This is a genomic window from Hymenobacter algoricola, assembly GCF_039539525.1.
Taxonomy (GTDB): domain Bacteria; phylum Bacteroidota; class Bacteroidia; order Cytophagales; family Hymenobacteraceae; genus Hymenobacter; species Hymenobacter algoricola.
The window spans coordinates 1-22,521 of sequence record NZ_BAABDH010000107.1 but is presented as its reverse complement, the minus strand read 5'-3'; the positions used below and the strand labels follow the sequence as shown (position 1 = coordinate 22,521).

Genomic DNA, 22,521 nt, shown 5'->3' with positions numbered 1-22,521 from the left:
TTGCACGTTTCTACCCGCTGATTTTCCCTTGGCTTTCTCCCAAATTCCTAACCCGCTGCCCCCCGAAGGGTTTGCGCTGCCCATTGATGAAATCCGGGGCAGCTTCCTGACGCTGGGCTTTCTGCCGGGCAGCTCCCACAACAGCCTCAGCCCCCGGCTACTGCTGCTGCCGGCCGGGATAGAAATCAAGGTGATGTCTGCCAGCTACTACGAATATACGGCCCTGAGCCGGATTGACTACCGCCCCGAGGGCTTTTTGCGCCAGGAGCGGGTGGCGCTGTACTTCGACCGTGCCAGCGGCGCCAGCTACGACTTCATTCCTTCGTCGGGGGCCATTCGGCGGGCTTTCCTGCAGTTCTGCCTCCAGCGGGGCTTCATGCTGAGCCCGCAGGCCCGGGCGGCAGCGCAAAGCTAGTCAGGGCTTGGTGGCGTCCAGGGCCACGCGGTTGTCGCGGTTGGCCAGCTCCCAGGCCGTATGAAATACCAGCCGGGCGCGCTTGGCCAGGGGCTCAAACTCAATCTTGTCCACGTCGTCGGTGGCCTTGTGGTAGTCGGCGTGCAGGCCGCTGGTAAAGAAGACGACCGGGATTTTGTGCTTGGCGAAGTTGTAGTGGTCGGAGCGGTAATACAGCTCCTCGGGGTCGTCGGCGGCGTTGTAGGTGTAGTCGAGGGCCAGCTGCCCGTACCTGGCGTTGGCGGCCTCGTTGATGGTGTGCAGCTCCCACGACAGCCGGTCGTCGCCGACCACGTACACGAAATCGGGCTTGCCGGCGTGGGCCTTGTCGGTGCGGCCCACCATGTCGATGTTCAGGTTAGCTACCGTCTGGGCCAGGGGCAGCACGGGGTGGCCGGTGTAGTATTGCGAGCCAAACAGGCCTTCTTCCTCGCCCGTCAGCAGCAGAAACAGCAGGCTGCGGCGGGGGCCGTGGCCGTCTTTCTTGGCCTGAGCAAACGCCTGGGCAATTTCGAGCACCGCCGACGTGCCCGAGCCGTCATCGTCGGCGCCGTTGTAAATCGTGTCGTGCCGCACGCCCAGGTGGTCGTAGTGGGCCGAGATGACCAGCACCTCCTCCTTCTTGTCGGTGCCTTCCAAAAAGCCCAGCACGTTTTCGGTCGTCAGCTTTTCCTGCTGCTGGGGCAGGTGAACCGTGAAGGGCCGGGGCTGAAAGTTGAGCGGCACCGGCGCTTTCTTCTTGGCCACGGCGCCCAGGTAGCCGCGCAGGTTATCGTCGGTGGTGCCGGCCAGCTGCAGCCCCATTTCCGGCGACACCAGGTAGACGCCAATGCCCGTGGGCGCTTCGGCGTGGTCGTCATCCGCGGCGGCGGGGCCGGGGTCGGGTAGGGCCCAGGCCGGCTCCTGCAGCGCCGGGGCCAGCTGGGCGGCCTGGGCCTGGAAGTCGGCCGTGGAGCCGAAGGTGAGAAAGAAGATGCTGCGCGCCCCTTTCTGCTTGGCCACGGCAATCTTCTTCACGCCCGACTCCCACTCGCCGCCCTCCCTGGTACCCGTAAGCAGGTTGCGGCCCTTGGTATCCTGCGGCTCCCCCATGATGACCAGCACGTCCTTGCCCCGCACGTCCAGTCCGGTATAGTCCGAATAGCTGGGCGCGTCGATGCCGAAGCCGGCAAAAACGGGCTGACCCGCAGTTTCGGCGGGGAAGGGGGAAAGCAGGGGGCCGTAGCTGAAAAAGTCGCGCAGCCAGGTATACCGCTGCCCGTTCACCTGCAGGTAGCCCCCCGGCCGGGCCGTGCCCCGCGTCACGGCGAAGGGCTGCAGGTGGGCATTGCCGCCGCCCCGGACCGGACCCTGCAGCCCCAGCGCGGCAAACTGCCGGGCCAGGTAGTCGGCCGCCTTTTTCTGGCCCGCCTGCCCGGTTTCGCGGCCTTCAAAGGCATCGGAAGCGAGCGTGCTCAGGTGCTGGCGCAGGTCGGGGGCCTGGATGGTGGCGGCGTAGGTGGCAGCCTGGTCGGCGGCCGCTGCCGCTGCCGGGGCCGGGGCGGCGACCTTGGCCGCAGCTTTGGCCTTGCCGGCGGTCGGCTGGGCCAGCGCGGCCGGCCGGGTGGCCAGAGCCAGGAAGCTATACAGGATAATTTTTTTCATAGCAGAGCGGGCAGGAGCAAATGAGGCCAGGAGCAGAGCCGGCGGGCCGGGCCGAGCTATGCTAACGGAAAGCAGCCGAAAAAGTAAGCCCGCCCGCCCCGCAAAAAGGCGCGAAGCCCAACGCGGAGCTACCCCGTTGATCTTCGCGCCTTTTGCGGGGCCGAAACCCGGCAACTCCTATTTCTTGTTCGAGTCGACCACGATGCGGTTTTCCCGGTTGGCCAGCTCCCAGGCGGTGTAAAACACCAGGCGGGCCCGCTTCTCCATCTTCGCAAACTCGATTTTCTCCACCTCGTCGCCGGCGCCGTGGTAGTCGGCATGCACGCCGTTGAAGTAAAATGCCACCGGGATTTTGTGCTTGGCGAAGTTGTAGTGGTCGGAGCGGTAGTAGAAGCGGTTCGGGTCCTCGGGGTCGTTGAACTTGTAGTCGAGGTCGATGTTGGTGTACTTCTTATTGGCGGCCTCGTCGATGGCGTGCAGCTCCGAGGAGAGCTTGTCGGAGCCGATGACGTAGATATAGTCGCCTTTGCCTTCGTGCTCCTTGTCGGTGCGGCCCACCATGTCGATGTTGAGGTCGGCAATGGTGCTTTCCAGCGGAAATACGGGGTGGTCGGTGTAGTACTCCGAGCCCAGCAGGCCCTTTTCCTCCCCGGTCACGGTCAGAAACAGGATGCTGCGGCGCGGGCCGTGGCCGTCTTTTTTGGCTTTGGCGTAGGCCTGGGCAATTTCGAGCACGGACACTGTGCCCGAGCCGTCGTCGTCGGCGCCGTTGTTTACCTGGCCGTCGGTGATGCCGATATGGTCGTAGTGGGCCGAGATGACCAGCACTTCCTCCTTCTTATCGGTGCCTTCCAGGAAGCCCATCACGTTTTCGGTGGTGAAGTTCTCCTTTTTCTTGGGGGCCTTGATGGCTACGGCGGCGGGCTTGAAGGCCGCGGCCGGCTTGGCGGTTTTGCCCACCGTTTCCCGGTACTTGGTCAGCCCCGCGGCGGTGGTGCCCAGCATCCGGGCTCCCAGCGCCGGCGACACGTAGAAAGCCAGTCGGCCGGGCTCCTTGCTGTCGGCGAAGCGCATGCTCGGCCGGCCGATGTAGGGAGCCATGCGGGCTATGGTCTTCTCGAAGTTGGCGCCGTCGAGGCTCACGAAGAATACGGTGCGGGCGCCCTGCTCGGCCGCCTTGGCCGTTTTGGCGCGCACGTCGGTGCCCCACTTGGTGGGCTTGCCGTCCGGGCTGAGCACGGGCTTGCCGGCGGCGTCGGTCGGCTCGCCGAGCAGGATGATGATGTCTTTGCCCTTCACGTCCTTCCCGGCGTAGTCCGAGTAGCCGTCCTGCTCGATGCCGTAGCCTACGAACACGGGCTTGATGGTCGTTTCGGTCTGGAAAGGGGAGGTGCCGCCGCCGTAGAAGTCGGTGAGCCACTTGTAGGTCTGGCCGCCGGCTTTGATCGTGGCGTCGCCGGTCCAGGTGCTGCGCTCCATGGTGAAGTGCTGCACGTAGGGGTTGTCGGAGTTTTTCACCGGGCCCGTCAGGCCCAGCTCGGTATACTGCTTGGCGAGGTAGTCGGCTGCCATTTTCTGGCCTTTTTCGCCGGTTTCGCGGCCCTCGTAGGCATCCGAGGCCAGAATGGTCAGGTGCTGGCGCAGGTCGGCTTCGGTGATGGTGTTGCCGTATTCCGGGGCCATGTCCGTCTCGATGGGCGGCTGCCGGGTCGGCTGCTTGGCGGGCTCCTCCGCGGCGGGAGCCGGAGCGCTTACCTTTTCGGTTTTGCCGCGCTTAACCTTGATCTTGGTTTTCTCGGGCGCCTGCTGGGCCACGGCGGATGAGGCGCAGGTGACGGCCAGGAGCAGCGCGTAGAACGTGTTTTTCTGCATGAAAGGAAAATGGAGGGGAAAAAGTAAAGCAAAGACACCGCAGCGGCCGAAGGCTGCACGGCGCCGGCTAAGCCTGCGTAATGAGCACGGTGGCGTAGGCGGCCACGCCTTCGCGGCGGCCCACAAAGCCCAGCTTTTCGGTGGTGGTGGCCTTGATGGAAATATCGTCGGCCGGAATGTCCATTACCTCGGCCAGCACCCGCTGCATCTCGGCAATGTGGGGGTTCACCTTGGGCGCCTCCAGGCAGATGGTGGAGTCGATGTTGGACACGGCATAGCCCTTGGCCCGGAGCAGGCGCATGACTTCGCTCAGCAGGCGCTTGCTGTCGATGCCCTTGTACTGCGGGTCGGTGTCGGGGAAGTGGAAGCCGATGTCGCGCAGGTTGGCCGCGCCCAGCAGCGCGTCGCAGATGACGTGAATGAGCACGTCGGCATCGGAGTGGCCGAGGGCGCCGTGGGTGTGCGGAACCTGGATGCCGCCGAGCCAGAAAGGCAGGCCCTCGCGGAGCTGATGCACGTCGTAGCCGAAGCCAACGCGGATTTTCATACGAACGGGAAAGAGGAGTGAAGCAGATACTACCAGCCCCCAAGGTACAACGAACCGCCGGCACTGGCCGCCGGGCGGCCAGGCCGGCGCTACGGCGGCCGGCCCGATTAAAAATAGGGCGGCGCTAATAAAGTAAAGCCTCGCCTCAATCGTCAGAGAAGGCAGGGAACCATTCGGCCCGAATAAATGCTGACAAAAAGTTAATGGAAACTTTGGAGTCGTTTAAAGTTTCCGTCGTACCTTTGTCGCGTAGTCATGGAAATAAAAGATCGGATTTTAGGGGCCGCCGTCGGGCTTTTCACGCGCAACGGTATTCGCAGCGTGTCGATGGACGACATTGCCACGCACCTGGGCATCTCCAAAAAGACGCTCTACAAGTGGTTTGAAAACAAGGACCAGATCGTGTCGGCCGTCATCACCAACCACCTGACTGGGGTGCAGGGGGAGTGCGAAAGCCTGATCCAGCACACCCGCAACGCGGTAGACGAGATGGTGCAGATGATGGACTGGGCCAAGCGCCAGTTCGCCAACATCAACCCCACCGCCATTCACGACCTGCGCAAATACTACCCGGCGGCCTGGTCGCTGTTTCACGCCCACAAGAGCACCTACATCCTGAGTCAGATTCAGGCCAACCTGCGCCGGGGCGTGGCCGAAGGCCTCTACCGCGCCGACCTGGACATTGAGGTGCTCTCGCGCCTGCGCCTGGCCCAGATTGACGTGCTCTTCGACCCCGACGTGTTTCCCCACGCCCAGTTCGACCAGCCCCGCGTGCAGATGGCTTGCAACGAGCATTTCCTGCTGGGAATGGTCACGCTCAAAGGCCACAAGCTGATAAATGAATACCGTCACGTGACGGAAGAAGAATAACTCCTTCGCCCAAGCCGATTCCTTATGAACAACACCCTCCGCGTTTTGCTGCTGGCCGCCGGGCCGGGCCTGCTGCTGGCTCCCGCCGGCCCGGCACTGGCGCAGACTTCCGCCCCGCGCCCCGAGCTGGCCACGCAGACCACCGGCACTATGCCGCTGACGCTGCAGCAGGCCATCGACTACGCCGTCAAGAATAAATCCTCGCTGCTGGCCACCCGCCTGGGTGAGCAGACGGCTGCCGCCCGTGTGGGCGAAATCCGGTCGGCGGGCCTGCCCCAGGTGAACGTGGCAGCCAACGTGGCCGACAACTTCAAGCTCCAGCAAAGCCTGGTGAGCTTTCCCGTGCAGCAAACCGTGCTGACCTCGGCCGACGTGGCCGCGGCCAGCGCGGGGGAGAAAGTGCTGGAAACGCGCCGCCTGGACGTGCCGCCCCAGCCCTTTGCCTTCGGTCTGCAGTACGCCGCCAACACCAGCGCCTCCGTGTCGCAGCTGCTGTTCGACGGCTCCTACCTGATTGGTCTGAAAGCCGCCAAGGTGTACACGGAGCTGTCCAGAAAGCAAACCCAGCAGGCCGAAATCGAGGTGGTGGAGCAGGTGAGCAAGGCCTATTACAGCACCCTGGTAGCCCGCTCCCGGCTGGGCCTGCTGGCCCGCAACGTGCAGCGGCTCGACACGGTCCTGTACCAGACCAACGAAACGTATAAGGCCGGTTTTGTCGAGAAGCTCGACGTAGACCGCCTGCGCGTGCAGCGCAACAACCTGGTCGTGGAGCAGCAGAAAGCCCAGCGGCTGACCGAGCTCAGCGTGGCCCTGCTCAAGTTTCAGATGGGCCTGCCCCAGAGTCAGGCGGTGCAGCTCACCGATTCGCTCGGGGCCGCCATCATCGATGCGGGTACCCTGCGCCAGCGGTTGGGTGTCGGCAGTGCCACCACCGGTGGTGGCGCAGATGGCCTTGGAGCCGTACCCACGGCGCCCGCGCCGGCCGGCTCTACTCCCGACCAGAGCCGGCAGGACCAGCAAGCGGCGCTGAGCGGCGCCCGCACGGGGCAGCTGGCGGCCGCCTTTAACTATAATAACCGCATCGAGTTTAGCGCTTTGGAAACCCAGCAGGCGCTGGCCGGACTGGACCTGGCCAGCCGCCGCTCCGGCGCCTACCCCCGCCTGTTGGCTACGGCTGCTTACGGCTTTTCGGGCTCCGCAAATACTTTCGGCGACCTGGTGGCCTTCCGCGGCCCCGACTCGCGCGCGGCCAACGGCTTTGCCAACCAGAACTGGTTCGGCTTCGGCAACATCGGCCTGAGCCTGCAGATTCCGGTCTTCGACGGCTTCCGCCGCAAGTACCAGGTGCAGCAGGGCCGCATTCAGCAGCAGACCCTGGAGCGGGGGTTCGAAACCCTGCGCCAGAGCATTGATTTGCAGGATGCCCAGAGCCGCGCCACGCTCGTCAACGCCCTCGACGTGCTCGACAACCAGAAAGCCAACCTTGACCTGGCCGCCGACGTGGCCCGGGTGTCGCGCATCAAATTCCAGGAGGGCGTGGGCTCGAACCTGGAAGTGGTGTCGGCGGAAACGGAGCTGCGCTCAGCCCAGACCAATTACTACGGCGCCATTTACGACGTGCTGGTAGCCAAGGTGGACCGCGACAAAGCCACCGGCGAGCTGTACAACCAGGCTAAGAAATAAGCGGCCGGCTGCCGCTCACCCGCTGGCGGCTTTCTTTCTCAACGACTTCCTACTCCTTCGTATATGAACTTCTCTTCCTCCCTGAAAGCCTCCCGCTATCCGCTCTTAGCGCTCAGCTTGCTTGTCGCCTCCTGCGGGCAAAAAGACCCCAAGGCCGAGCTGGCCGAGCTGAAGTCGGAGCAGGCAGCCAACCAGGCTAAGATTGCCGCACTGGAGGCCAAAACGGGCGCCAGTGCCGATTCGGCCACGGTGCAGGCTACGCCCATTTCCACTATTAAGGTAGCCCCCGAGAGCTTCAAGAGCTACCTCGAAGTGCAGGGCCGCGTCGACTTCGACCAGAACGCCACCGTGGCGGCGCGCTCGGCGGGTACGCTCACCGCCATCCGGGTGCAGCGCGGCGACCGGGTCCGCAAGGGCCAGGTACTGGCTTCCATCGACGCGAGCATCCTCGATGCCAGCGTGGCCGAGCTGCGCACCCGCCTGGATCTGGCCCGGGTGATTTACGAAAAGCAGGACCGCCTCTGGAAGCAGCAGATCGGCACCGAGATTCAGTATCTGCAGGCCAAAAACAACTACCAGGCCCTGCAGCGCAGCCTCACCACACTGGGCCGCCAGCGCGAACTCTACAACGTTGTGGCGCCCTTCAGCGGCACCGTAGACGAAGTATTGCCCAAGCAGGGCGAGGTAACGGCCCCCGGCGCGCCCATCGTGCGCCTCACGGGCGGCTCGGGCGGTAAGATTCTGGCCGACATCTCCGAATCCTACGCCAGCCGCATCAAGGCCGGCGACCGGGCGCTGGTAAGCCTGCCGGACCTGGGCCAGGAAGAACTGCCGGCGACGGTGCGGACCGTGAGCCGCACCATCAACCAGACCAGCCGCACGTTCACTGCCGAGCTGCGCCTGAGCAGCAGCAGAGCCGTGCAGCTGAGCCCTAACATGGTGGCCACGGTGCGCATTCTGAACTACGACCGCCAGAACGCCACCGTGCTGCCCGTCGACCTGGTGCAGAAAGACGAGCAGAACTCCTACGTGCTGGTGGTGGAGCAAAAAGGCGGCAAGAGCGTGGCCGCCAAGCGCGTTATCCAAACCGGCAACACCTACAACGGCCGGGTAGAAGTTACCCAGGGGCTGAAAGTCAACGACCGGGTGATTTCGGCCGGCTACCAGAATCTGAACGAAGGCCAGGCGGTCAGCCTGTAAGGGAGCGGCAAGCGGTAAGCGGTAAGCCTCAAGCGGCAAGCTTTTCGTTGTGATTCACCAAACTATAAGCTTGCCGCTTATAGTTTGCAGCTCAAAACCAATGCGTAACTACCAGCAACTGTTGATTTGGCAGAAAGGGATGGACTTGGTAGAGCAGGTGTACCTGCTTGTTGCCAGCTTTCCGGCTGAGGAGCGGTTTGGGTTACGCAGCCAGCTTACCCGGGCCGCAACTTCGATTTCATCGAATATTGCGGAAGGCAGTAGCCGGGGAAGCGAAAAAGACTACAAGCGCTTCATAGAAATAGCGCTGGGGTCAGCGTTTGAAGTTGAAACCCAGTTGCTGATTATCACGCGGGTTGGGCTGTCCTGCCCGCCAGCAGCCGAGCCGGCGCTTAGCCTGGTCCGGGAAGAACAAATGATGCTGCAAAGCTTTCTGCGCCGGCTCGGCGGATAACCCAACAAGGGCTGTTCCCGTGCCCGACGCATCATCCCAAAACGCCACACACATTCGTCCACTAAAGCTTGAAGCTTACCGCTTACGGCTTGTAGCTCGAAAAAAAACATGCAGGACGTCGAAAAAGAATTTAAGCCGACCAGCTGGTCCATCGACAATAAGACCAGCATCTACATTCTCACGCTCATCATCGCCATTGCGGGCACGTTCACCTACCTGAAGCTTCAGAAGGAGAACTTCCCCGACATCGTGGTGCCGCGCATTATTGTGGCCACCATCTACCCGGGAATTTCACCCACGGATATGGAAAACCTGGTCACGCGCCAGATTGAGAAAGAGCTCAAGAGCGTGAACGGGGTCAAAAAAATCAACTCCACCTCCAACCAGGACTACTCGGTGATTGACGTCGAGTTCAACACCAACGTGGAGGTGCAGTACGCCAAGCAACTGGTGAAGGACGCCGTGGACAAGGCCCGCAACGAGCTGCCCAACGACCTGCCCACGCCCCCGAGCGTGCAGGAAGTGAGCTTCTCGGAGTTCCCGATTATGACCATCAACCTGTCGGGCAACCTGTCGACCACCCAGCTCAAGAAATTCGCCGACGATTTTCAGGACAAGATTGAGGCCCTGCCCGAAATCAGCCGGGTCGATATCGTGGGCGCGCTCGACCAGCAGGTGAACGTAGACGTGGACCTGTACAAGATGCAGGCCGCACGGTTGAGCTTCAACGACGTGAGCCGGGCCATTCAGAGCGAGAACCTCACCATTTCGGGGGGCTCGGTGGAAGTAGGCAGCCAGAAGCGCGCCGTGCGCGTGGCCGGGCAGTACGCCAAAGCCGCCGACATTGCCGACATCCAGCTCAAGAACATGAACGGGGCCGCCATTCGCCTCGGCGACATTGCCGCCGTAGCCGACGGCTTCAAAGACCGCGAGTCCTATGCCCGCCTCGACGGCAAGCCCGCCATTGCCCTGAACGTGATTAAGCGCTCGGGCGAAAACCTGATCGACGCGTCCGACAAGATTCAGGACATCGTAAAAACCACGCAGGCGACCTTACCCGGTGAGCTGAAAATTACCCTCACCGGCGACACGTCCAACGATACCCGCGTTACGCTGCACGATTTGATCAACACCATCGTCATCGGCTTTATTCTGGTGACGCTGATTCTGATGTTCTTCATGGGAACCACCAACGCCCTGTTCGTGGCCCTGTCGGTGCCGCTGTCGATGTTCCTGGCCTTTCTGTTCATGCCCACGCTGGGCTTCTCGCTGAACATGATCGTGCTCTTCAGCTTCCTGCTGGCTTTGGGTATTGTGGTCGACGACGCCATTGTGGTGATTGAAAACACCCACCGCATTCTGCACGACCACCCCGAGCTGACCACGGCCCAGGCCGCCAAGTTTGCGGCCGGCGAGGTGTTCGTGCCCGTGCTGGCCGGGACGCTCACCACGGTGGCGCCGTTTATTCCGCTGGCCTTCTGGCCCGGCATCATCGGCGAGTTTATGTTCTACCTGCCCATCACGCTCATCGTCACGCTGCTCTCGTCGCTCGTCATTGCCTTCATCATCAATCCGGTGTTTGCGGTGAGCTTCATGGACCGGGAAGAGCACAACAGCCCCGAGGAGCTGCGCAAGCCGCGCTGGACGCCGGGCTTCCGCCGCGTGCTGTTCATTCTGCTCGGCATTGCGGCCGCGGGCTACGCCTTCGGCTCGCTGTTCGTCGGCAACCTGTTCCTGTTTCTGGCGTTGTTCGCTACGCTCGACCAGTTCGTGCTCTACCGCCTGATTGCCGGCTTCCAGACCAAAGTGCTGCCGCGCTTCCAGAATGCCTATGCCAACCTGGTGGGCTGGGCCGTCAACGGCACCTGGTGGCGGCAGGCGGGCATCATGGCCGGCATGCTGGTCCTGCTTATCCTGGGCTTCGTGGCCGTGGCCATCCGCAAGCCGCAGGTGGAGTTCTTCCCCCAGGGCGACCCTAAGTTCATCTACACCTACCTGCGCATGCCGGTGGGCACCAAAGTGGCCATCACCGACTCCATCACCCGCGTGCTGGAGCAGCGCATCAACACTGTGATTGGCCGCAACAACCCCGACGTGGAATCCATCATTGCCAACGTCGGCATCGGGGCCGACGACCCGCAGGACGCGGCCCGCACCGCCCAGTCGCACCTGGGTAAGGTGTCGGTGGCCTTCAAGGAGTTCAGCGAGCGGACCGGTCCGTTGACGAACACCTACAAGGACAAGATCCGCGCGGCCGTAAAAGGCATTCCCGGCGCTGAGGTAGCCGTGGATCAGGAGCAGAACGGACCGCCCCAGGGCAAGGCCGTGGCCATCGAGGTCAGCGGCGACGACTACCAGCAGCTGGCCAAGCTCTCGAAGAAAGTGGAGCGCTACGTCGATTCTTTGCAAATCGCGGGCATCGAAGACCTGCGGACGGACCTGGTGGACCGCAACCCCGAAATTGCCGTCAACATCGATCGGGCGCGGGCCAACCGCGAAGGGCTGAGCACGGCCCAGATCGGGCTGGAAGTGCGGACGGCCATCTTCGGCTCGGAAGCCAGCAAGTTTAAAACCCCCGACGACGAGTACCCGATTCAGGTGCGCTACGCCCAGCCTTACCGCGACGACGTGGACGCCATCATGAACTCGCGGCTCACCTTCCGCGACGGAACCGGTCAGATGCGGCAGGTCCCCATCTCGTCGGTGGCCAGCGTGGAGTACAGCAACACCTTCGGCGGCATCAAGCGCCAGGATCTGAAGAAAGTCATCACTCTTTCCTCGAACGTGCTCAGCGGCTTCACGGCTCCCGATGTGGTGGCCCAGATCGACCAGGCGCTGAAGGCCTATCCGACGCCGCCCGGCTACTCCATCAAGATGGGCGGCGCTTCGGAAGACCAGCAGGAAACCCAGGACTTCCTCGGCGTGGCCGGCCTGCTCAGCATCGGCCTTATCTTCATGATTTTGGTCACGCAGTTCAACTCGGTGAGCAAGACGATTATCATTCTTACCGAAATCATCTTCTCCGTGACGGGCGTGTGCCTTGGCCTCGCCGCCACGGGCATGAAGATAAGTATTGTGATGACCGGCGTAGGGGTAGTGGCGCTGGCCGGTATCGTAGTTAAAAATGGTATCCTGCTCGTGGAATTCACTGACATGCTTCGCGCCCAGGGCGTGCCGTTGCGCGAGGCCCTCGTGCAGGCCGGCCGCACCCGTCTCAATCCCGTGATTCTGACGGCTACGGCTGCCATCCTGGGCCTGATTCCGCTGGCCATCGGCCTCAACATCGACTTCTACACCCTTTTCGAACGCTTCGAGCCTAACTTCTTCGTCGGGGGCGAGTCGGTGGTGTTCTGGGGGCCGCTGGCCTGGACCATCATCTTCGGGCTGGCCTTCGCCACGCTCATCACCCTGGTGGTAGTGCCGGTGATGTACCTGCTCACGGAAAGCCTGAAGCTGCGCGTGCAGAAAAAGCCCGACAAGCCGACCGCTACGGAAGTGGAAGCCGCCACCCCGCCGGTTCTGGCGGAAGTATAATTTTTTTCGTCGGCTTGCAACCATTCCCCCAGCAGTGGCCTCATCTGCCCGAACGGGCACGAAAGTCTGCTGCTGGGCCGCCCGCCGACACACTTTTTCCTTTTTTACCGTCGTTTACTTGTATGATTTCCTCAACGACTTCCGCCCCTAAATCAATTACGCAACAGGTAGTGCGTATCATCAGCAAGCGCAAGGCCATCAAGGCCACCCGCCTGCGTGTCGGCAGCAGCCTGAGCCGCGAGCTGGGCTTCGATACCCTGGACGTAGTAGACATTATCCTGGAGCTGGAGCGCAGCTTTCACATCACCATCCCGGATGAAGTGCCCCTGAGCACCGTGGGTGATTTTGTGAACTACGTTTCCACCCACACGCCCGAGCACGAGCACGTTCGCGCCGCTTAATAGCTCCTGGCACCAACAAAAAGGCCCGCAACTACAGTTGCGGGCCTTTTTGTTGGTGCCAGGAGGCGGCGTTTACCGCACGTTGCCGCCGGTGTCGGCAGCGCCGTCGTTCGGAACCCGGCTGCTGTCGGTGGTGCTGGCCGCCACGTCGGTGTGGAGGACGGCATGGGTGTCAGCGTCGGTGGAAGGCTGGTCGGTCGTACCCGCACGCTTGGCCGATTCGGTGGTTTCCGCCGCGTTAGGTGACGCTACCGGATTAGCGCCGGCCGGGGCCGAATGCTTGGTGCTGGCCGCTGCGCTGGCCGCGGCAGTAGCTGAGGCAGAAGAGCTGGCGGGGCTGGCCAGGCTGACGTGCGTTTTCTCCCACTCCGCGAATTTGTCCATCTCGTCTTTCACGGTTGAGGAAAACCAGGCTACCAGGGCCACGTCATCGAGCAGGCCGAGCACGGGGATGAAGTCCGGAATCAGGTCGATAGGGCTCAGGAAGTAGATAACCACGGCAATGGCCGCCACGATGGTAGGGGTGGGCAGTCCCGTATATTCCCCCGATACCGATGAGCGAATCAGGCGGAACAGCGTCTGCATGGTTTCCCAGGCTTCGTGCGCGATGCTGCCCACGTCCTTTTTGTCGCTGGCCTTCTGGTAGGCATCCGTCAGCAGCTGCTTGAGGCGGCTGGGCTTGCTGATGTATTCTTCAGCTTTGCCGAGAAACTTTTTGAAAACGGCCGAGGCAGCTACGTTCTCACCTTTGGGGTTTCGGGTATCCATGTGGGAAAAAGAGTTGGGAGGGTGAACCGGTTCGCCCGCAAGTTAGGGGCGGCAGTTGCCTGTGCTATACTGCTAGCGGGTAAAATAGGTTTTGCCCTATGCTCAACTGTTGTCGCGCTGGTTCAGCGGTAGGTTTCAGGGGGCTGCTGGCTTGGATAACATAAAAAAAGCCCCATTCGGAGGAATGAGGCTTCGGAGATGCAAGGGGTTCGGCGGCCGCTAGTTGGTCGTAACGCGGCCGGCGGCGTAGAAGTTGCGCTGGTAGTAGGCCTGGTGCAGGGAGCTGACCATCACGCCGCCATTGCAGGCCGAGTGGGCAAACTTGCCATCCTGCAGGTAGATGCCCACGTGGTAGATGGGCTGGCCCGGGCCGCGGCGGAAGAATACCAGGTCGCCGCTCTGCATTTCGGTTTTGGCCACGTGCTTCACGTTCTGAAACATGGAGCGCGAGCTGCGCTGCAGCGTGACGCCGTATACTTCCTTGAACACGCGCGTCACGAAGCCGGAGCAGTCGGTGCCTTTCTTGGAGTTGTTGCCGTAGCTATAAGGAGTGCCGATCCAGTCGGTTACGGTCTGGAGCAGGTTTTTGTCTTCGTTGAAGGCCAGCTTGAGGCCCAGGGTCTGCGCGTAGTAGTTGTAGGCCAGCGAGTCGCGGGAAGAGGCCGAGGCGGCAGGCTTGTCGTCGTCGCCGCTGAAGGCGGAGAGGAAGGAGGCTTCGGCCGCGACAGGGGCCGTAACCGGGGAATTCAGAGAGGAAGCGGGAGTATGCTCAAAGAAGAAGGAAAGGGCCAGCGAGGAAGCGGCGAGGCAATACAGAAGGCTGTTTTTCATTGACCGTCGTAGGGTGGCAAAATCGGTTTCCGGGGTCGGCCGGAGGGCCGGAGCGTACTGATTTATTCGATAGAATGGCGTTAACCAGAGAGCGAAAAAGACTGTTGTCAGAGCGGGGGTAAAGGCCGAAAAGAAAGGAATTCTGTTCCGGCCGATGGTTAAAGCTAAGTCCGGGAAAGCCAAGCCTCCTAACTTTGGCCCCGGAATCGGTAAAACTTCCTGCTATAGTTCAAGCTTTTGACGGGAAATTAAAGGTCGGGCTTGCAACCCTCGCCAACCGCCGCCGTATAGGCCCGCCTTGCTTCCCCGCTTATGAACCCGCCGCGCATCATCGAAAACTCGCCCTTGGCCCGCCTCGCCCGCCTCAAGCTCAGCGCCGGCAGCGTGGCGATGGTACTGGGCCGCAGCATCCACCTGAGCGGGGTTACGCGGGAGCAGTTTCTGCGCGACCCCCACTGGGTGGCCCACGAGGTGGAGCACATCCGTCAGTTTGAGGAGCACGGCCGCGCCGGGTTTCTGTGGCGCTACCTGCTGGGCTGGGTGCGGCACGGGTACTACAACATCCCGTTTGAGGTGGCGGCCCGCGAGGCTGCCGAGCGCGACGCGCTGCTCTACGCGCCCGATGGCGTACTGCCCGCGCCGGAGCTGCGTCATCCTACCCCGAAGGCGAAATCGTGACGAGGGAAGCCGAGCACGGCAGCCGGCGCCCTTGGCCTGACCGCCAGACTGCGGCCGGAGAAACGAAGAATCCTCAGGCGCGGCAAAGCCGTGGGGCTTACAGGGCGGCCAGGCGGCCACCGTCCACGGCCAGGGTGGAGCCGTTGATGAAGTTGGCTTCGGCCGAGGCCAGAAAGCAGATGGCGGCAGCCAATTCCGCGGGTGTGCCGACCTGGCCGGTTATCTTTTCCTTGCCGCTTTTCACGTTCGGGTTGCTCCAGAGCATGGGCGTATCCACGGCACCGGGGGCCACGGCGTTGATGCGGGCCTGGGTGTGGGGGATTTCGAGGCTGAGGCCCCGTACAAAAGCTTCCATGGCGCCCTTGCTGGCGGCGTACGATACGACGTTGGGCGTGGTTTGCATGGCATGCACCGAGCTGATGGTGACGATGGCGCCGCCTTGCATGTGGGGCAGGCACAGCTGGCAGAGGCGAAACAGGGCCCGCACGTTCACGCTCATCAGGTGGTCCCATTCCTTCGGGTCGAGCTTGAGGATGGGCGCAAAGGTCATCATGGCCGCGTTGTTGATGAGCACGTCGATGCGCGGCCACCTGGCCAGCGTTTTGGCCACGGCATTCCGGAGCTGGGCGTCCTTGCTCACGTCGGTGCGAATGAAAATGGCCTCGCCGCCCCCGGCCTTAATTTCCTGTACCACTTTGCGGCCTTCCGGCACGTTGCGGCCCATCACCACCACGCGGCCGCCCTCGAGGCCCAGCTGCACGGCCGTAGCGCGGCCAATACCCGAAGTAGCGCCCGTAACGAGGCAGACCTTATCCTGAAAACGCTTATTCATAACGAAGTAAAACGGTGAGAAAACAGCAGACCGGCGGAGCCGCCAGCAACTGGCCCCGGACGCCATGCTTCCTACGACAGCACCGGTGTAGAGTTAGCAAAAGACGGGAGGGAACTCCGGGTAAGAACTCCGGCTCCGGCCGCTTTAGCTGAGGGCGGCGCCGAAACCATTACGGTACATTTTGCATAAAAACTTGACCTGTTTTGCAACCCCAGCCAACCGCTTTACGAATAGGAGAAACGCCCGGCAGGCTGTCGGGCCGTTTCTTTGTAAACTAATAACCACGTATTTGCCATGGAAAACAAGCCAACCCAGCCCACCTCAGGGCCGAATTCTTCGCAATCCACTGGTACCAGCAAAACCTCGACGTCGGGCGCTACGCCGCAGTCGGGCAGTGCTACTCCGCAGGGTCAGACTGACCGCACCAAAGCCTCTGTCGCCTCTGCTACCGGTGCTGCCGGAGCCCAGGCTTCCAACAATACTGCCTCAACCGATTCCGCCACCCCGCGTACGGGCAGCCCGACTCCTTCCGCCCAGGATCAGTCGCGCACTCCAAGCGCCAAGGATTCGGGTGGCCAGAAGGAGCCGCAGTCGTGGACGAACGTCTCGTCGTGGCTGGACGGTACGAATCAGCTGCCGCAGTCGGTAAAAGATATGGGTACCAAAGCCCTGGATCAGGTAAACAAGCTCACGACCACCCAGAAAGTGGTCGGCGGCGCCTTGCTGGTCAGCGGCCTGAGCTGGCTGGCCCTGCGCTCGAAAAGCCAGGCCAAGAGCAGCTCTTCGGATTCTCGCTCCAACACCGACTACCGCTCGGGCAGCTCCCCCACCTACCGTGGCAGCCGCGCCACGGGGGCTACTACCGACCAGAAATTCCAGGGCCCGTACGGCAACTCGCCCACCCGCGGCATTTCGGATGACTACCCTACTAAATCGTCGGGTGACCAGCGGACCTCGGACTCCGGCTACCGCAGCGGCAGCACCCGCCCCGACTCGGCCAGCACTTCCGGCTTCGGCGATGATGACTACAGCACCGACCTGTAAGCGGTAGCCCCGCTTCTTATAGTAAGTTAGAAAGGCCGTCTGCACTACGCAGCCGGCCTTTTTTTGTGAACTCTCCGGGCAGCTAGCCCGAGGAATGCTGACTCCGAGCAGTTGACTACTGGCCGCTGGCCGCCCGGAGAAAACTGCTGCGCCCAGGTTGACGCTTATTTGGTAGGACGCCAGGTGAAAGTCAGGCCCATACCGCCGCTGGTTCCGGGCTGCCACATGGGCGAGAAGCTGCTGCCGTCCAGCAGGCGGGGTTTGCGGCCCCAGCGGTTGCGGTGCGAGAGGTAAGCCAGGTGAGCCGACAGAATGCCGATGCCCGCTCCGGCCACCACATCGCTCTGCCAGTGCTTGGTGTTGATCATGCGCAGGGCGGCTACGCTGGTGGCCACGGCGTAGGCGCCCACGCCATACCACTGGCTTTTATCCCGAAACTCGGTATGCACAATGCTGGCGGCCAAAAAGGCCTGCGCCGTGTGGCCCGAGGGAAAGGAGAGGTTGTCGGATCCGTCCGGGCGGGTTTCGCGGCTCAGGTTTTTGATGGCAAACACCGAGGTCAGCATCAGCGCCTCGCTCTTCAGAATGATCAGGCCCATGTTGAGCCGGTCGTCGCGCGACTCTACGCCGGCCAGGGTGACGGCGGCCAGCTCCAGGTAGGGTACAAAGATGAGGACGTCGTCGGCCTTGGTGCGGTAAGTCGGAAACAGGCGATGAATGTCGCGGTTGGCCTGCTGGTTGGTGTAGAAGCCGCCCCCGTCGAAGGTGTAAGCGCCGTAGCCGATGAGCAGCGCCGGCACGATGGAAGCCTTGACCAGCTTGCCCCGGTACCAGGGTTTGGGAGTTGCCGCCGAAACGCCGCCGGTATTCTCGTACTTGTGCAGGGTGTCGGCCGGAGCCGTGACCTGGGCGGAAACCCGGGATAAAGGGGCCGCCCAAAGAAGCAGGGCCGCCAGCGTGGTGGTAAGATATGCGCGCATTGACTGGGAAAAGGAAACAAGTCGGGCCGCTGCCCCAGCACCGAAATACGCGCTGACGTTGGAGCAGTTCCGAATTCGGCAGCAAATTATAGCTTACGCCGCACAAAAGCGCAACCGGCCTGTCGTTATCGCCCGGCTCATCCGGCCGTCGGAATAGCCGACGGATTGCGCCGCGCTATGCCGGCAGGTGACGGTGGAAGTGGTGGCGCAGGATGTCGTCAAGCTCGGCCGGCGTGAGCGGCGTGTTCAAAACCCCGGCAACGTTGAGCTGGTGCCCCCGGTCCAGGTTCGGCGGGTGCAGGGAGGTGGTCAGCATCACGATGATGATGGCGTCTTTCGGGGGCAGCGGCAGCTGGCCGTAGGCCTCCTGAAACTGAAATCCATCCATCACGGATATCTTTACATCCAGCAGAATCAGGACCGGGCACTCGGGCGTGGTCAGGTGGCAGTGCAGCAGCAGCAAGTCCATAGCTTCCTGGCCGTTCAGCGCCACCAGCAGCTTATCGGTGCCGCTGAGCCGGCTTGTCAGCAGCTGGTTGAAGTAGTTGGCAGTCTGGTCGTCATCAACCAACAGAACGCAGGTCGGCTTTTTTATGAGCCTAGCGGGCCAGTAATCGTTGCCAGCGGATTCCGGCAGCTGATACGCCGCCATTGAGTGCGCTAACGCAAAACCCTGCTGCCGGGATATTAGCTGCCGGACTCAGCCCGCGGAAGCTGCCCTGGCCTCCCCACCCCAGCCTGACGATGGAGCGGGCGGAAATTCTTCCCGCCTGAAATCCTGGGTGTAGGCCTCCACTTGGTCGCGCACGGCGCGCGGATTGAGCCCAGGCACTTTCCCGCCGCGCTGTACTCGGCGGCCCGGTCGCCGGGCGTGCAGCTGGCTGCGGCAGGAGTTGCCGGGGCCTAGCACCAGCCCGTTTTTCTTGCCAGAAATGGGAAGAAGGAAAAGCGCAGGGCGTTACGCCATCGGAGCTGCCGTTTTGCCGCCGTACCAGCGGCGGCGGAACCAGAAGGCCAGGTTGACCAGCGCAATCAGGGCCGGCACCTCAATCAGCGGCCCGATGACGCCCGCGAAGGCCTGGCCCGAGTTCAGGCCAAACACCCCGATGGCCACGGCAATGGCCAGCTCGAAGTTGTTGCCGGTGGCCGTGAAGGCGATGCTGGCATTCTCGGCATAGTCCGCGCCCAGGTACTTGCCGGCGGCAAAGCTGAGCACGAACATAAGGCCGAAATACAGGGCCAGCGGCAGGGCAATGCGCAGCACATCGAGCGGCACCTGCACAATGGCTTCTCCCTTCAGGCTGAACATGACCACGATAGTCAGCAGCAGCGCCACCAGCGTAACGGGGCTGATAGCGGGAATGTATATCTGCTCGTACCACTCGTTGCCTTTCAGGCGGCGCAGAACTAAGCGTGAGAGGAACCCGGCCGCAAACGGAATGCCCAGATACACGAGCACACTCTGCGCAATGTCCCGGATGCCGATGTCTACCGCGTACCCTTTCAGGCCGAAGTAGGGCGGCAGCACGGTGATGAACAGCCAAGCCAGCACCGCGTAAAACAGCACCTGAAAGAGGGAGTTGAGCGCCACCAGGCCGGCGGCGTACTCGCGGCTGCCATCGGCCAGGTCGTTCCAGACCAGCACCATGGCGATGCAGCGGGCAATGCCGATGAGAATCAGGCCCATCATGTACTCGGGCTTATCCGGTAGCAGCCAGATGGCCAGCAGAAACATGAGCAGCGGGCCCACAATCCAGTTCAGAAACAGCGAAAGGCCGATGATGCGCGTGTTTTTAAAGACGTTCGGCAGCTGCTCGTACTTCACTTTGGCCAGCGGCGGGTACATCATCAGGATGAGGCCGACGGCCAGCGGCACGTTTACCGTGCCCACCGAGAAGTAGTTGATGGCCCCGTTGATGCCGGGCACGAAGTAGCCCAGGCCCACGCCCAGGGCCATAGCCAGGAATATCCAGAGCGTCAGGCCCCGGTCGAGGCCCGAGAGCTTCTTTTGCGCCACCGCTGCCCTGACGCCGCCACGGGCGGCGTCAGGGCAGCGGTTGGTTAAGCGCTGACACGAGCAGGCGATAAAGCGGAAGGGGCACTGGGTGCGGGAGTACTTACCGTAGGGCGGCGGCGTTCGAGCAGCACCGTGTCGCGCCATACGCCGTGCAGCTGGCCGATACGCTCCCGCCGACCCACCTCCCGGAAGCCGGCCCCGGCGTGAATGCGGAGGCTGGTGGTGTTTTCGGGGAAGATGCCAGCCTTTAGTGTCCAGATGCCGTGGGCTTCGGATTCGGTGACCAGGGCCGCCAGCAGCTGCCGGCCCACGCCCCGCCCCCGCGCGGCGCCGGCCACGTACCCGCTCACCTCGGCCACCCCGCCGTACACGCAGCGGCCTGATAGGGGCGAGAGGGCGACCCAGTCGAGCACTGCTCCGCCGGCACCGTACCCGGCATCGACCGCCACCAGGCGGCTGTGGGCCAGGTGGCCCCGGTCCCAGTCTTCCCAGGTCGGGGCCTCGGTTTGGAAGGTGGCGTTGCCCGCGGCGATGCCGGCTCCATAAATGGCCCGCACGGCTGGCCAATGGGTCTCTGTGAGTGGTTGAATGGTCATCAATAAGGCAGGTTAGTAGGCCTTGCGGAGCATGTCGGCGTATTCATTGGGCAGCGGCGAGGCTTCCACCGCCTGCGCCGCTTTTTCCACGTCGTATTCGACGCGAATCAACTCCGAGCGCACGCTCCGTGGGTCGGTCAGCCTGGTGTGCTCGTCGAGGTGCAGCAGCTGGTAGGCCGCGCGCGGGTCGCCGTCCTTGGGCTTGCCCGCCGAGCCGATGTTGAGCGTGTGCCGGTAGCGGGTTTCGCCCTCGTGCTCGTAGGCGAAGGCGCGGTGGTAGGGCTTGTGGGTGTGCCCGAAGAGCATAATATCGGCGTTGGCATCGGCCAGTACGCGCAGGAAGCTGCCTCCGGCCGGTCCTCAAACAGGTATTCATTGATTTTGCGCGGCGAGCCGTGCACCATCAGCAGGTTCAGGGTGCAGGGCTCTTCCTGAAACGCCAGCCGCATGTGCTTGGGCAGCAAGCGCAGGTAGCGCCGCTCGTCGTCGCCCACCACGTGGTTGGTGTAGGCAATGCTCTGCGCGCCCAGGTCCTTCTCGGGGGGGCGTCTTATAAGCGCAGCCGCAATTGCTGCTGGCCAGCCCGATGCGCTGGTCGTAGTTGCCGGCCAGGGTGGGGATGCCGCGGCGGCGCACCTCCTTCACCACTTCGTTGGGCCGGGGCGCGTAGCCCACCAGGTCGCCGAGGCAGAAAATCAGGTCGGGGCGGCGCTGGTCCATATCGGCCAGCACCGCTTCCAGAGCCGGCAGGTTGCCGTGCACGTCGGAGAAAAAGGCAATGGTCATTGCGGGGGATTAGCGGATGGCAAAAGCGTGGGGTGCGGGCGGTAGCGCGGCCCGGCCGGGGCCATAGCTTAGCAGCACCCGCCGCCGGGCGTGCAGCAGGAGGCCGCTTGCAGTTGGGGCAGGGCCACCAGCGCGTTGGGGATGCCGCAGGCATCCTGCGCCAGGCAGGCGGTTTGCTTGGGCGTGAGCACGAAGTCGGTACCGTCGAAGGCCAGGCCGAACTTGCCGATGGTGGCCTGCTGGTATTCCACTTCGATGTCCAGGTCCTCAGTGCCCAGAATCTTGTCTGACAGGTTCAGGATGTGCAGAAACTTCTGCGGCGCCAGGCGGTGGTCGTAGTCGCCGGCTTCCCAGAGCTGGAAGTTGGCCACGGTTTCCCGGCGCTCGACGCCGCCGCAGTCGATAAAGTGCTTGGTCACCAGTCCAACCTCCGTGACGTGGAAGTGGGCGGGCAGGTAGGTGCCGTCGGGCAGGCGGAAGCTGATGGCGGCCAGCCCGGGCAGCGCCTGTTTCATTTCAGCGATTTTCATGGTCGAGGAGTGGTTAGGTGGAGAGAAAAGCAGTTAGCAGGCGCAGGTATCGTCGGGGCCACAGGCCGCGCCGCTCGTAGCCTCAATGAAAAAGGCCGTGAATTGCTGCTGTACCTCTAGCAGCAGCTTGGTGTTGAGGCAGTAGCAGACGGTCAGCCCGTCAATTTCGCCCCGGATCAGATCCAGCGCCTTCAGCTCCTGCAGGTGCTGCGACACCGTGGTGCGGGACAGGGGCAGCTCGGCGGCAATGTCGCCGGAGATGCAGGTTTTTTTGCTGGCCAGAAACTGAATAATAGCCACGCGAGCCGGATGCGCGAGGCCTTTGGCTACCCGCGCCAGCTGTTGTTGTTCCTCGGTGAAAGCGGCAGTTTTGGCGTGGGTCATCCTGAAAGAAAAGCGGAAAATGAATGCAGGAGAGAGGTGATGAAGCTGTAAGCGGACTTTTCGAAACGCCCGCGGCCTGAGCGGAAGCCGCAGAACCTGGGGTTGTTAGCCGGCTATGACGCAAACATAAGACATGATATGTCGTATGTTTGCGTCATAGCCGGCTTTTATTTATCCATCCCGCTAAAACGGCTTGGATCAGCTGCTGGGGAAGCCGGCGGCGGCGGTAGATGCATAGCGCGGCCGGCCGGGCCAGTCGGCAACAAGGGCGAAAGGGCCAAGGGCAGCGGGCAAGTAAGGAGCGGGCCGTATGTCTCGTCCGGCTATATGTTGACATGAATAAGGCAAGGGCCCCGCTCGGATTTTCCGGCGGGGCTTTTTCCTTGCGAATGGACTTGATTGGGGGTTAAGTAGTT

The 22,521-nt window shown here is 62.6% G+C and carries 23 protein-coding genes; 9 read left to right on the top strand and 14 right to left on the bottom strand.

Annotation, left to right across the window (positions count from 1 at the left end; all coding sequences use genetic code 11):
• The first annotated feature begins 28 nt into the window (after positions 1-28).
• Entirely contained in the window at positions 29-415 is a 387-nt protein-coding gene (locus ABD842_RS17420; protein WP_345116770.1) for a hypothetical protein, read from the top strand.
• Here ABD842_RS17420 and ABD842_RS17415 read toward each other — a convergent pair whose 3' ends face one another.
• From ABD842_RS17415 to ispF, 3 genes are all read right to left on the bottom strand, one after another.
• A complete protein-coding gene (locus ABD842_RS17415; RefSeq protein ID WP_345116768.1) occupies positions 416-2,098 on the bottom strand; it encodes a M28 family peptidase in 1,683 nt (560 codons plus the stop codon). It abuts the gene before it with no gap.
• 177 nt (positions 2,099-2,275) lie between these two features.
• Complete coding sequence (locus ABD842_RS17410; protein WP_345116767.1) at positions 2,276-3,970, bottom strand: M28 family peptidase; 1,695 nt, start codon at positions 3,968-3,970, stop codon at positions 2,276-2,278.
• A gap of 67 nt (positions 3,971-4,037) precedes the next feature.
• Positions 4,038-4,517, bottom strand: a complete 480-nt coding sequence (gene ispF / locus ABD842_RS17405) for a 2-C-methyl-D-erythritol 2,4-cyclodiphosphate synthase (protein WP_345116766.1) — start codon at positions 4,515-4,517, stop codon at positions 4,038-4,040.
• Positions 4,518-4,772: 255 nt separating this feature from the next.
• On the opposite strand from ispF, the gene ABD842_RS17400 reads away from it, so the two are divergent.
• The 6 genes from ABD842_RS17400 to ABD842_RS17375 all read left to right on the top strand — a co-directional run bounded on the left by ABD842_RS17400 (position 4,773) and on the right by ABD842_RS17375 (position 12,659).
• On the top strand, positions 4,773-5,387 hold the full coding sequence (locus tag ABD842_RS17400) for a TetR/AcrR family transcriptional regulator (protein WP_345116765.1): 615 nt from the start codon (positions 4,773-4,775) through the stop codon (positions 5,385-5,387).
• Positions 5,388-5,411: 24 nt separating this feature from the next.
• The gene (locus ABD842_RS17395; protein WP_345116763.1) at positions 5,412-7,070 is read left to right on the top strand and encodes a TolC family protein; all 1,659 of its coding nucleotides are present in this window, start codon (positions 5,412-5,414) and stop codon (positions 7,068-7,070) included.
• Positions 7,071-7,133: 63 nt separating this feature from the next.
• Complete coding sequence (locus ABD842_RS17390) at positions 7,134-8,270, top strand: efflux RND transporter periplasmic adaptor subunit (protein ID WP_345116761.1); 1,137 nt, start codon at positions 7,134-7,136, stop codon at positions 8,268-8,270.
• 100 nt (positions 8,271-8,370) lie between these two features.
• Entirely contained in the window at positions 8,371-8,724 is a 354-nt protein-coding gene (locus ABD842_RS17385) for a four helix bundle protein (protein ID WP_345116759.1), read from the top strand.
• Between the two features lie 108 nt (positions 8,725-8,832).
• On the top strand, positions 8,833-12,258 hold the full coding sequence (locus ABD842_RS17380; protein WP_345116757.1) for an efflux RND transporter permease subunit: 3,426 nt from the start codon (positions 8,833-8,835) through the stop codon (positions 12,256-12,258).
• Positions 12,259-12,380: 122 nt separating this feature from the next.
• The gene (locus tag ABD842_RS17375) at positions 12,381-12,659 is read left to right on the top strand and encodes an acyl carrier protein (protein WP_345116755.1); all 279 of its coding nucleotides are present in this window, start codon (positions 12,381-12,383) and stop codon (positions 12,657-12,659) included.
• A 72-nt stretch (positions 12,660-12,731) separates the two neighbouring features.
• On the opposite strand, the gene ABD842_RS21230 is transcribed toward ABD842_RS17375, so the two are convergent.
• Positions 12,732-13,427: a YkvA family protein gene (locus tag ABD842_RS21230; RefSeq protein ID WP_425553204.1), complete on the bottom strand. Its 696-nt coding sequence runs from the start codon at positions 13,425-13,427 to the stop codon at positions 12,732-12,734.
• 219 nt (positions 13,428-13,646) lie between these two features.
• Positions 13,647-14,258 carry a C40 family peptidase gene (locus tag ABD842_RS17365; RefSeq protein ID WP_345116753.1) on the bottom strand — a complete coding sequence of 204 codons (612 nt, stop codon included), beginning with the start codon at positions 14,256-14,258 and terminating at the stop codon, positions 13,647-13,649.
• A gap of 312 nt (positions 14,259-14,570) precedes the next feature.
• On the opposite strand from ABD842_RS17365, the gene ABD842_RS17360 reads away from it, so the two are divergent.
• Positions 14,571-14,936 (top strand): hypothetical protein, encoded by a 366-nt coding sequence (locus tag ABD842_RS17360; RefSeq protein ID WP_345116751.1) that lies wholly within the window; start codon positions 14,571-14,573, stop codon positions 14,934-14,936.
• A 97-nt stretch (positions 14,937-15,033) separates the two neighbouring features.
• Here ABD842_RS17360 and ABD842_RS17355 read toward each other — a convergent pair whose 3' ends face one another.
• Positions 15,034-15,768 (bottom strand): SDR family NAD(P)-dependent oxidoreductase, encoded by a 735-nt coding sequence (locus ABD842_RS17355; RefSeq protein WP_345116749.1) that lies wholly within the window; start codon positions 15,766-15,768, stop codon positions 15,034-15,036.
• Positions 15,769-16,062: 294 nt separating this feature from the next.
• On the opposite strand from ABD842_RS17355, the gene ABD842_RS17350 reads away from it, so the two are divergent.
• On the top strand, positions 16,063-16,812 hold the full coding sequence (locus tag ABD842_RS17350; RefSeq protein ID WP_345116746.1) for a hypothetical protein: 750 nt from the start codon (positions 16,063-16,065) through the stop codon (positions 16,810-16,812).
• Between the two features lie 164 nt (positions 16,813-16,976).
• Here ABD842_RS17350 and ABD842_RS17345 read toward each other — a convergent pair whose 3' ends face one another.
• The 8 genes from ABD842_RS17345 to ABD842_RS17310 form a co-directional block, all read right to left on the bottom strand.
• On the bottom strand, positions 16,977-17,792 hold the full coding sequence (locus ABD842_RS17345) for a phosphatase PAP2 family protein (RefSeq protein WP_345116744.1): 816 nt from the start codon (positions 17,790-17,792) through the stop codon (positions 16,977-16,979).
• A gap of 175 nt (positions 17,793-17,967) precedes the next feature.
• The gene (locus tag ABD842_RS17340; RefSeq protein WP_345116742.1) at positions 17,968-18,363 is read right to left on the bottom strand and encodes a response regulator; all 396 of its coding nucleotides are present in this window, start codon (positions 18,361-18,363) and stop codon (positions 17,968-17,970) included.
• A 387-nt stretch (positions 18,364-18,750) separates the two neighbouring features.
• Positions 18,751-19,809, bottom strand: a complete 1,059-nt coding sequence (arsB, locus tag ABD842_RS17335; RefSeq protein ID WP_345116740.1) for an ACR3 family arsenite efflux transporter — start codon at positions 19,807-19,809, stop codon at positions 18,751-18,753.
• A gap of 44 nt (positions 19,810-19,853) precedes the next feature.
• Positions 19,854-20,405: a GNAT family N-acetyltransferase gene (locus ABD842_RS17330; RefSeq protein ID WP_345116738.1), complete on the bottom strand. Its 552-nt coding sequence runs from the start codon at positions 20,403-20,405 to the stop codon at positions 19,854-19,856.
• Between the two features lie 12 nt (positions 20,406-20,417).
• Positions 20,418-20,711, bottom strand: a complete 294-nt coding sequence (locus tag ABD842_RS17325; protein WP_345116737.1) for a metallophosphoesterase family protein — start codon at positions 20,709-20,711, stop codon at positions 20,418-20,420.
• A gap of 66 nt (positions 20,712-20,777) precedes the next feature.
• The gene (locus tag ABD842_RS17320) at positions 20,778-21,191 is read right to left on the bottom strand and encodes a metallophosphoesterase family protein (protein WP_345116735.1); all 414 of its coding nucleotides are present in this window, start codon (positions 21,189-21,191) and stop codon (positions 20,778-20,780) included.
• Between the two features lie 68 nt (positions 21,192-21,259).
• Entirely contained in the window at positions 21,260-21,721 is a 462-nt protein-coding gene (locus ABD842_RS17315; RefSeq protein ID WP_345116733.1) for a DUF6428 family protein, read from the bottom strand.
• Positions 21,722-21,754: 33 nt separating this feature from the next.
• Positions 21,755-22,105 carry an ArsR/SmtB family transcription factor gene (locus ABD842_RS17310; RefSeq protein WP_345116730.1) on the bottom strand — a complete coding sequence of 117 codons (351 nt, stop codon included), beginning with the start codon at positions 22,103-22,105 and terminating at the stop codon, positions 21,755-21,757.
• Positions 22,106-22,521: the final 416 nt, after the last annotated feature.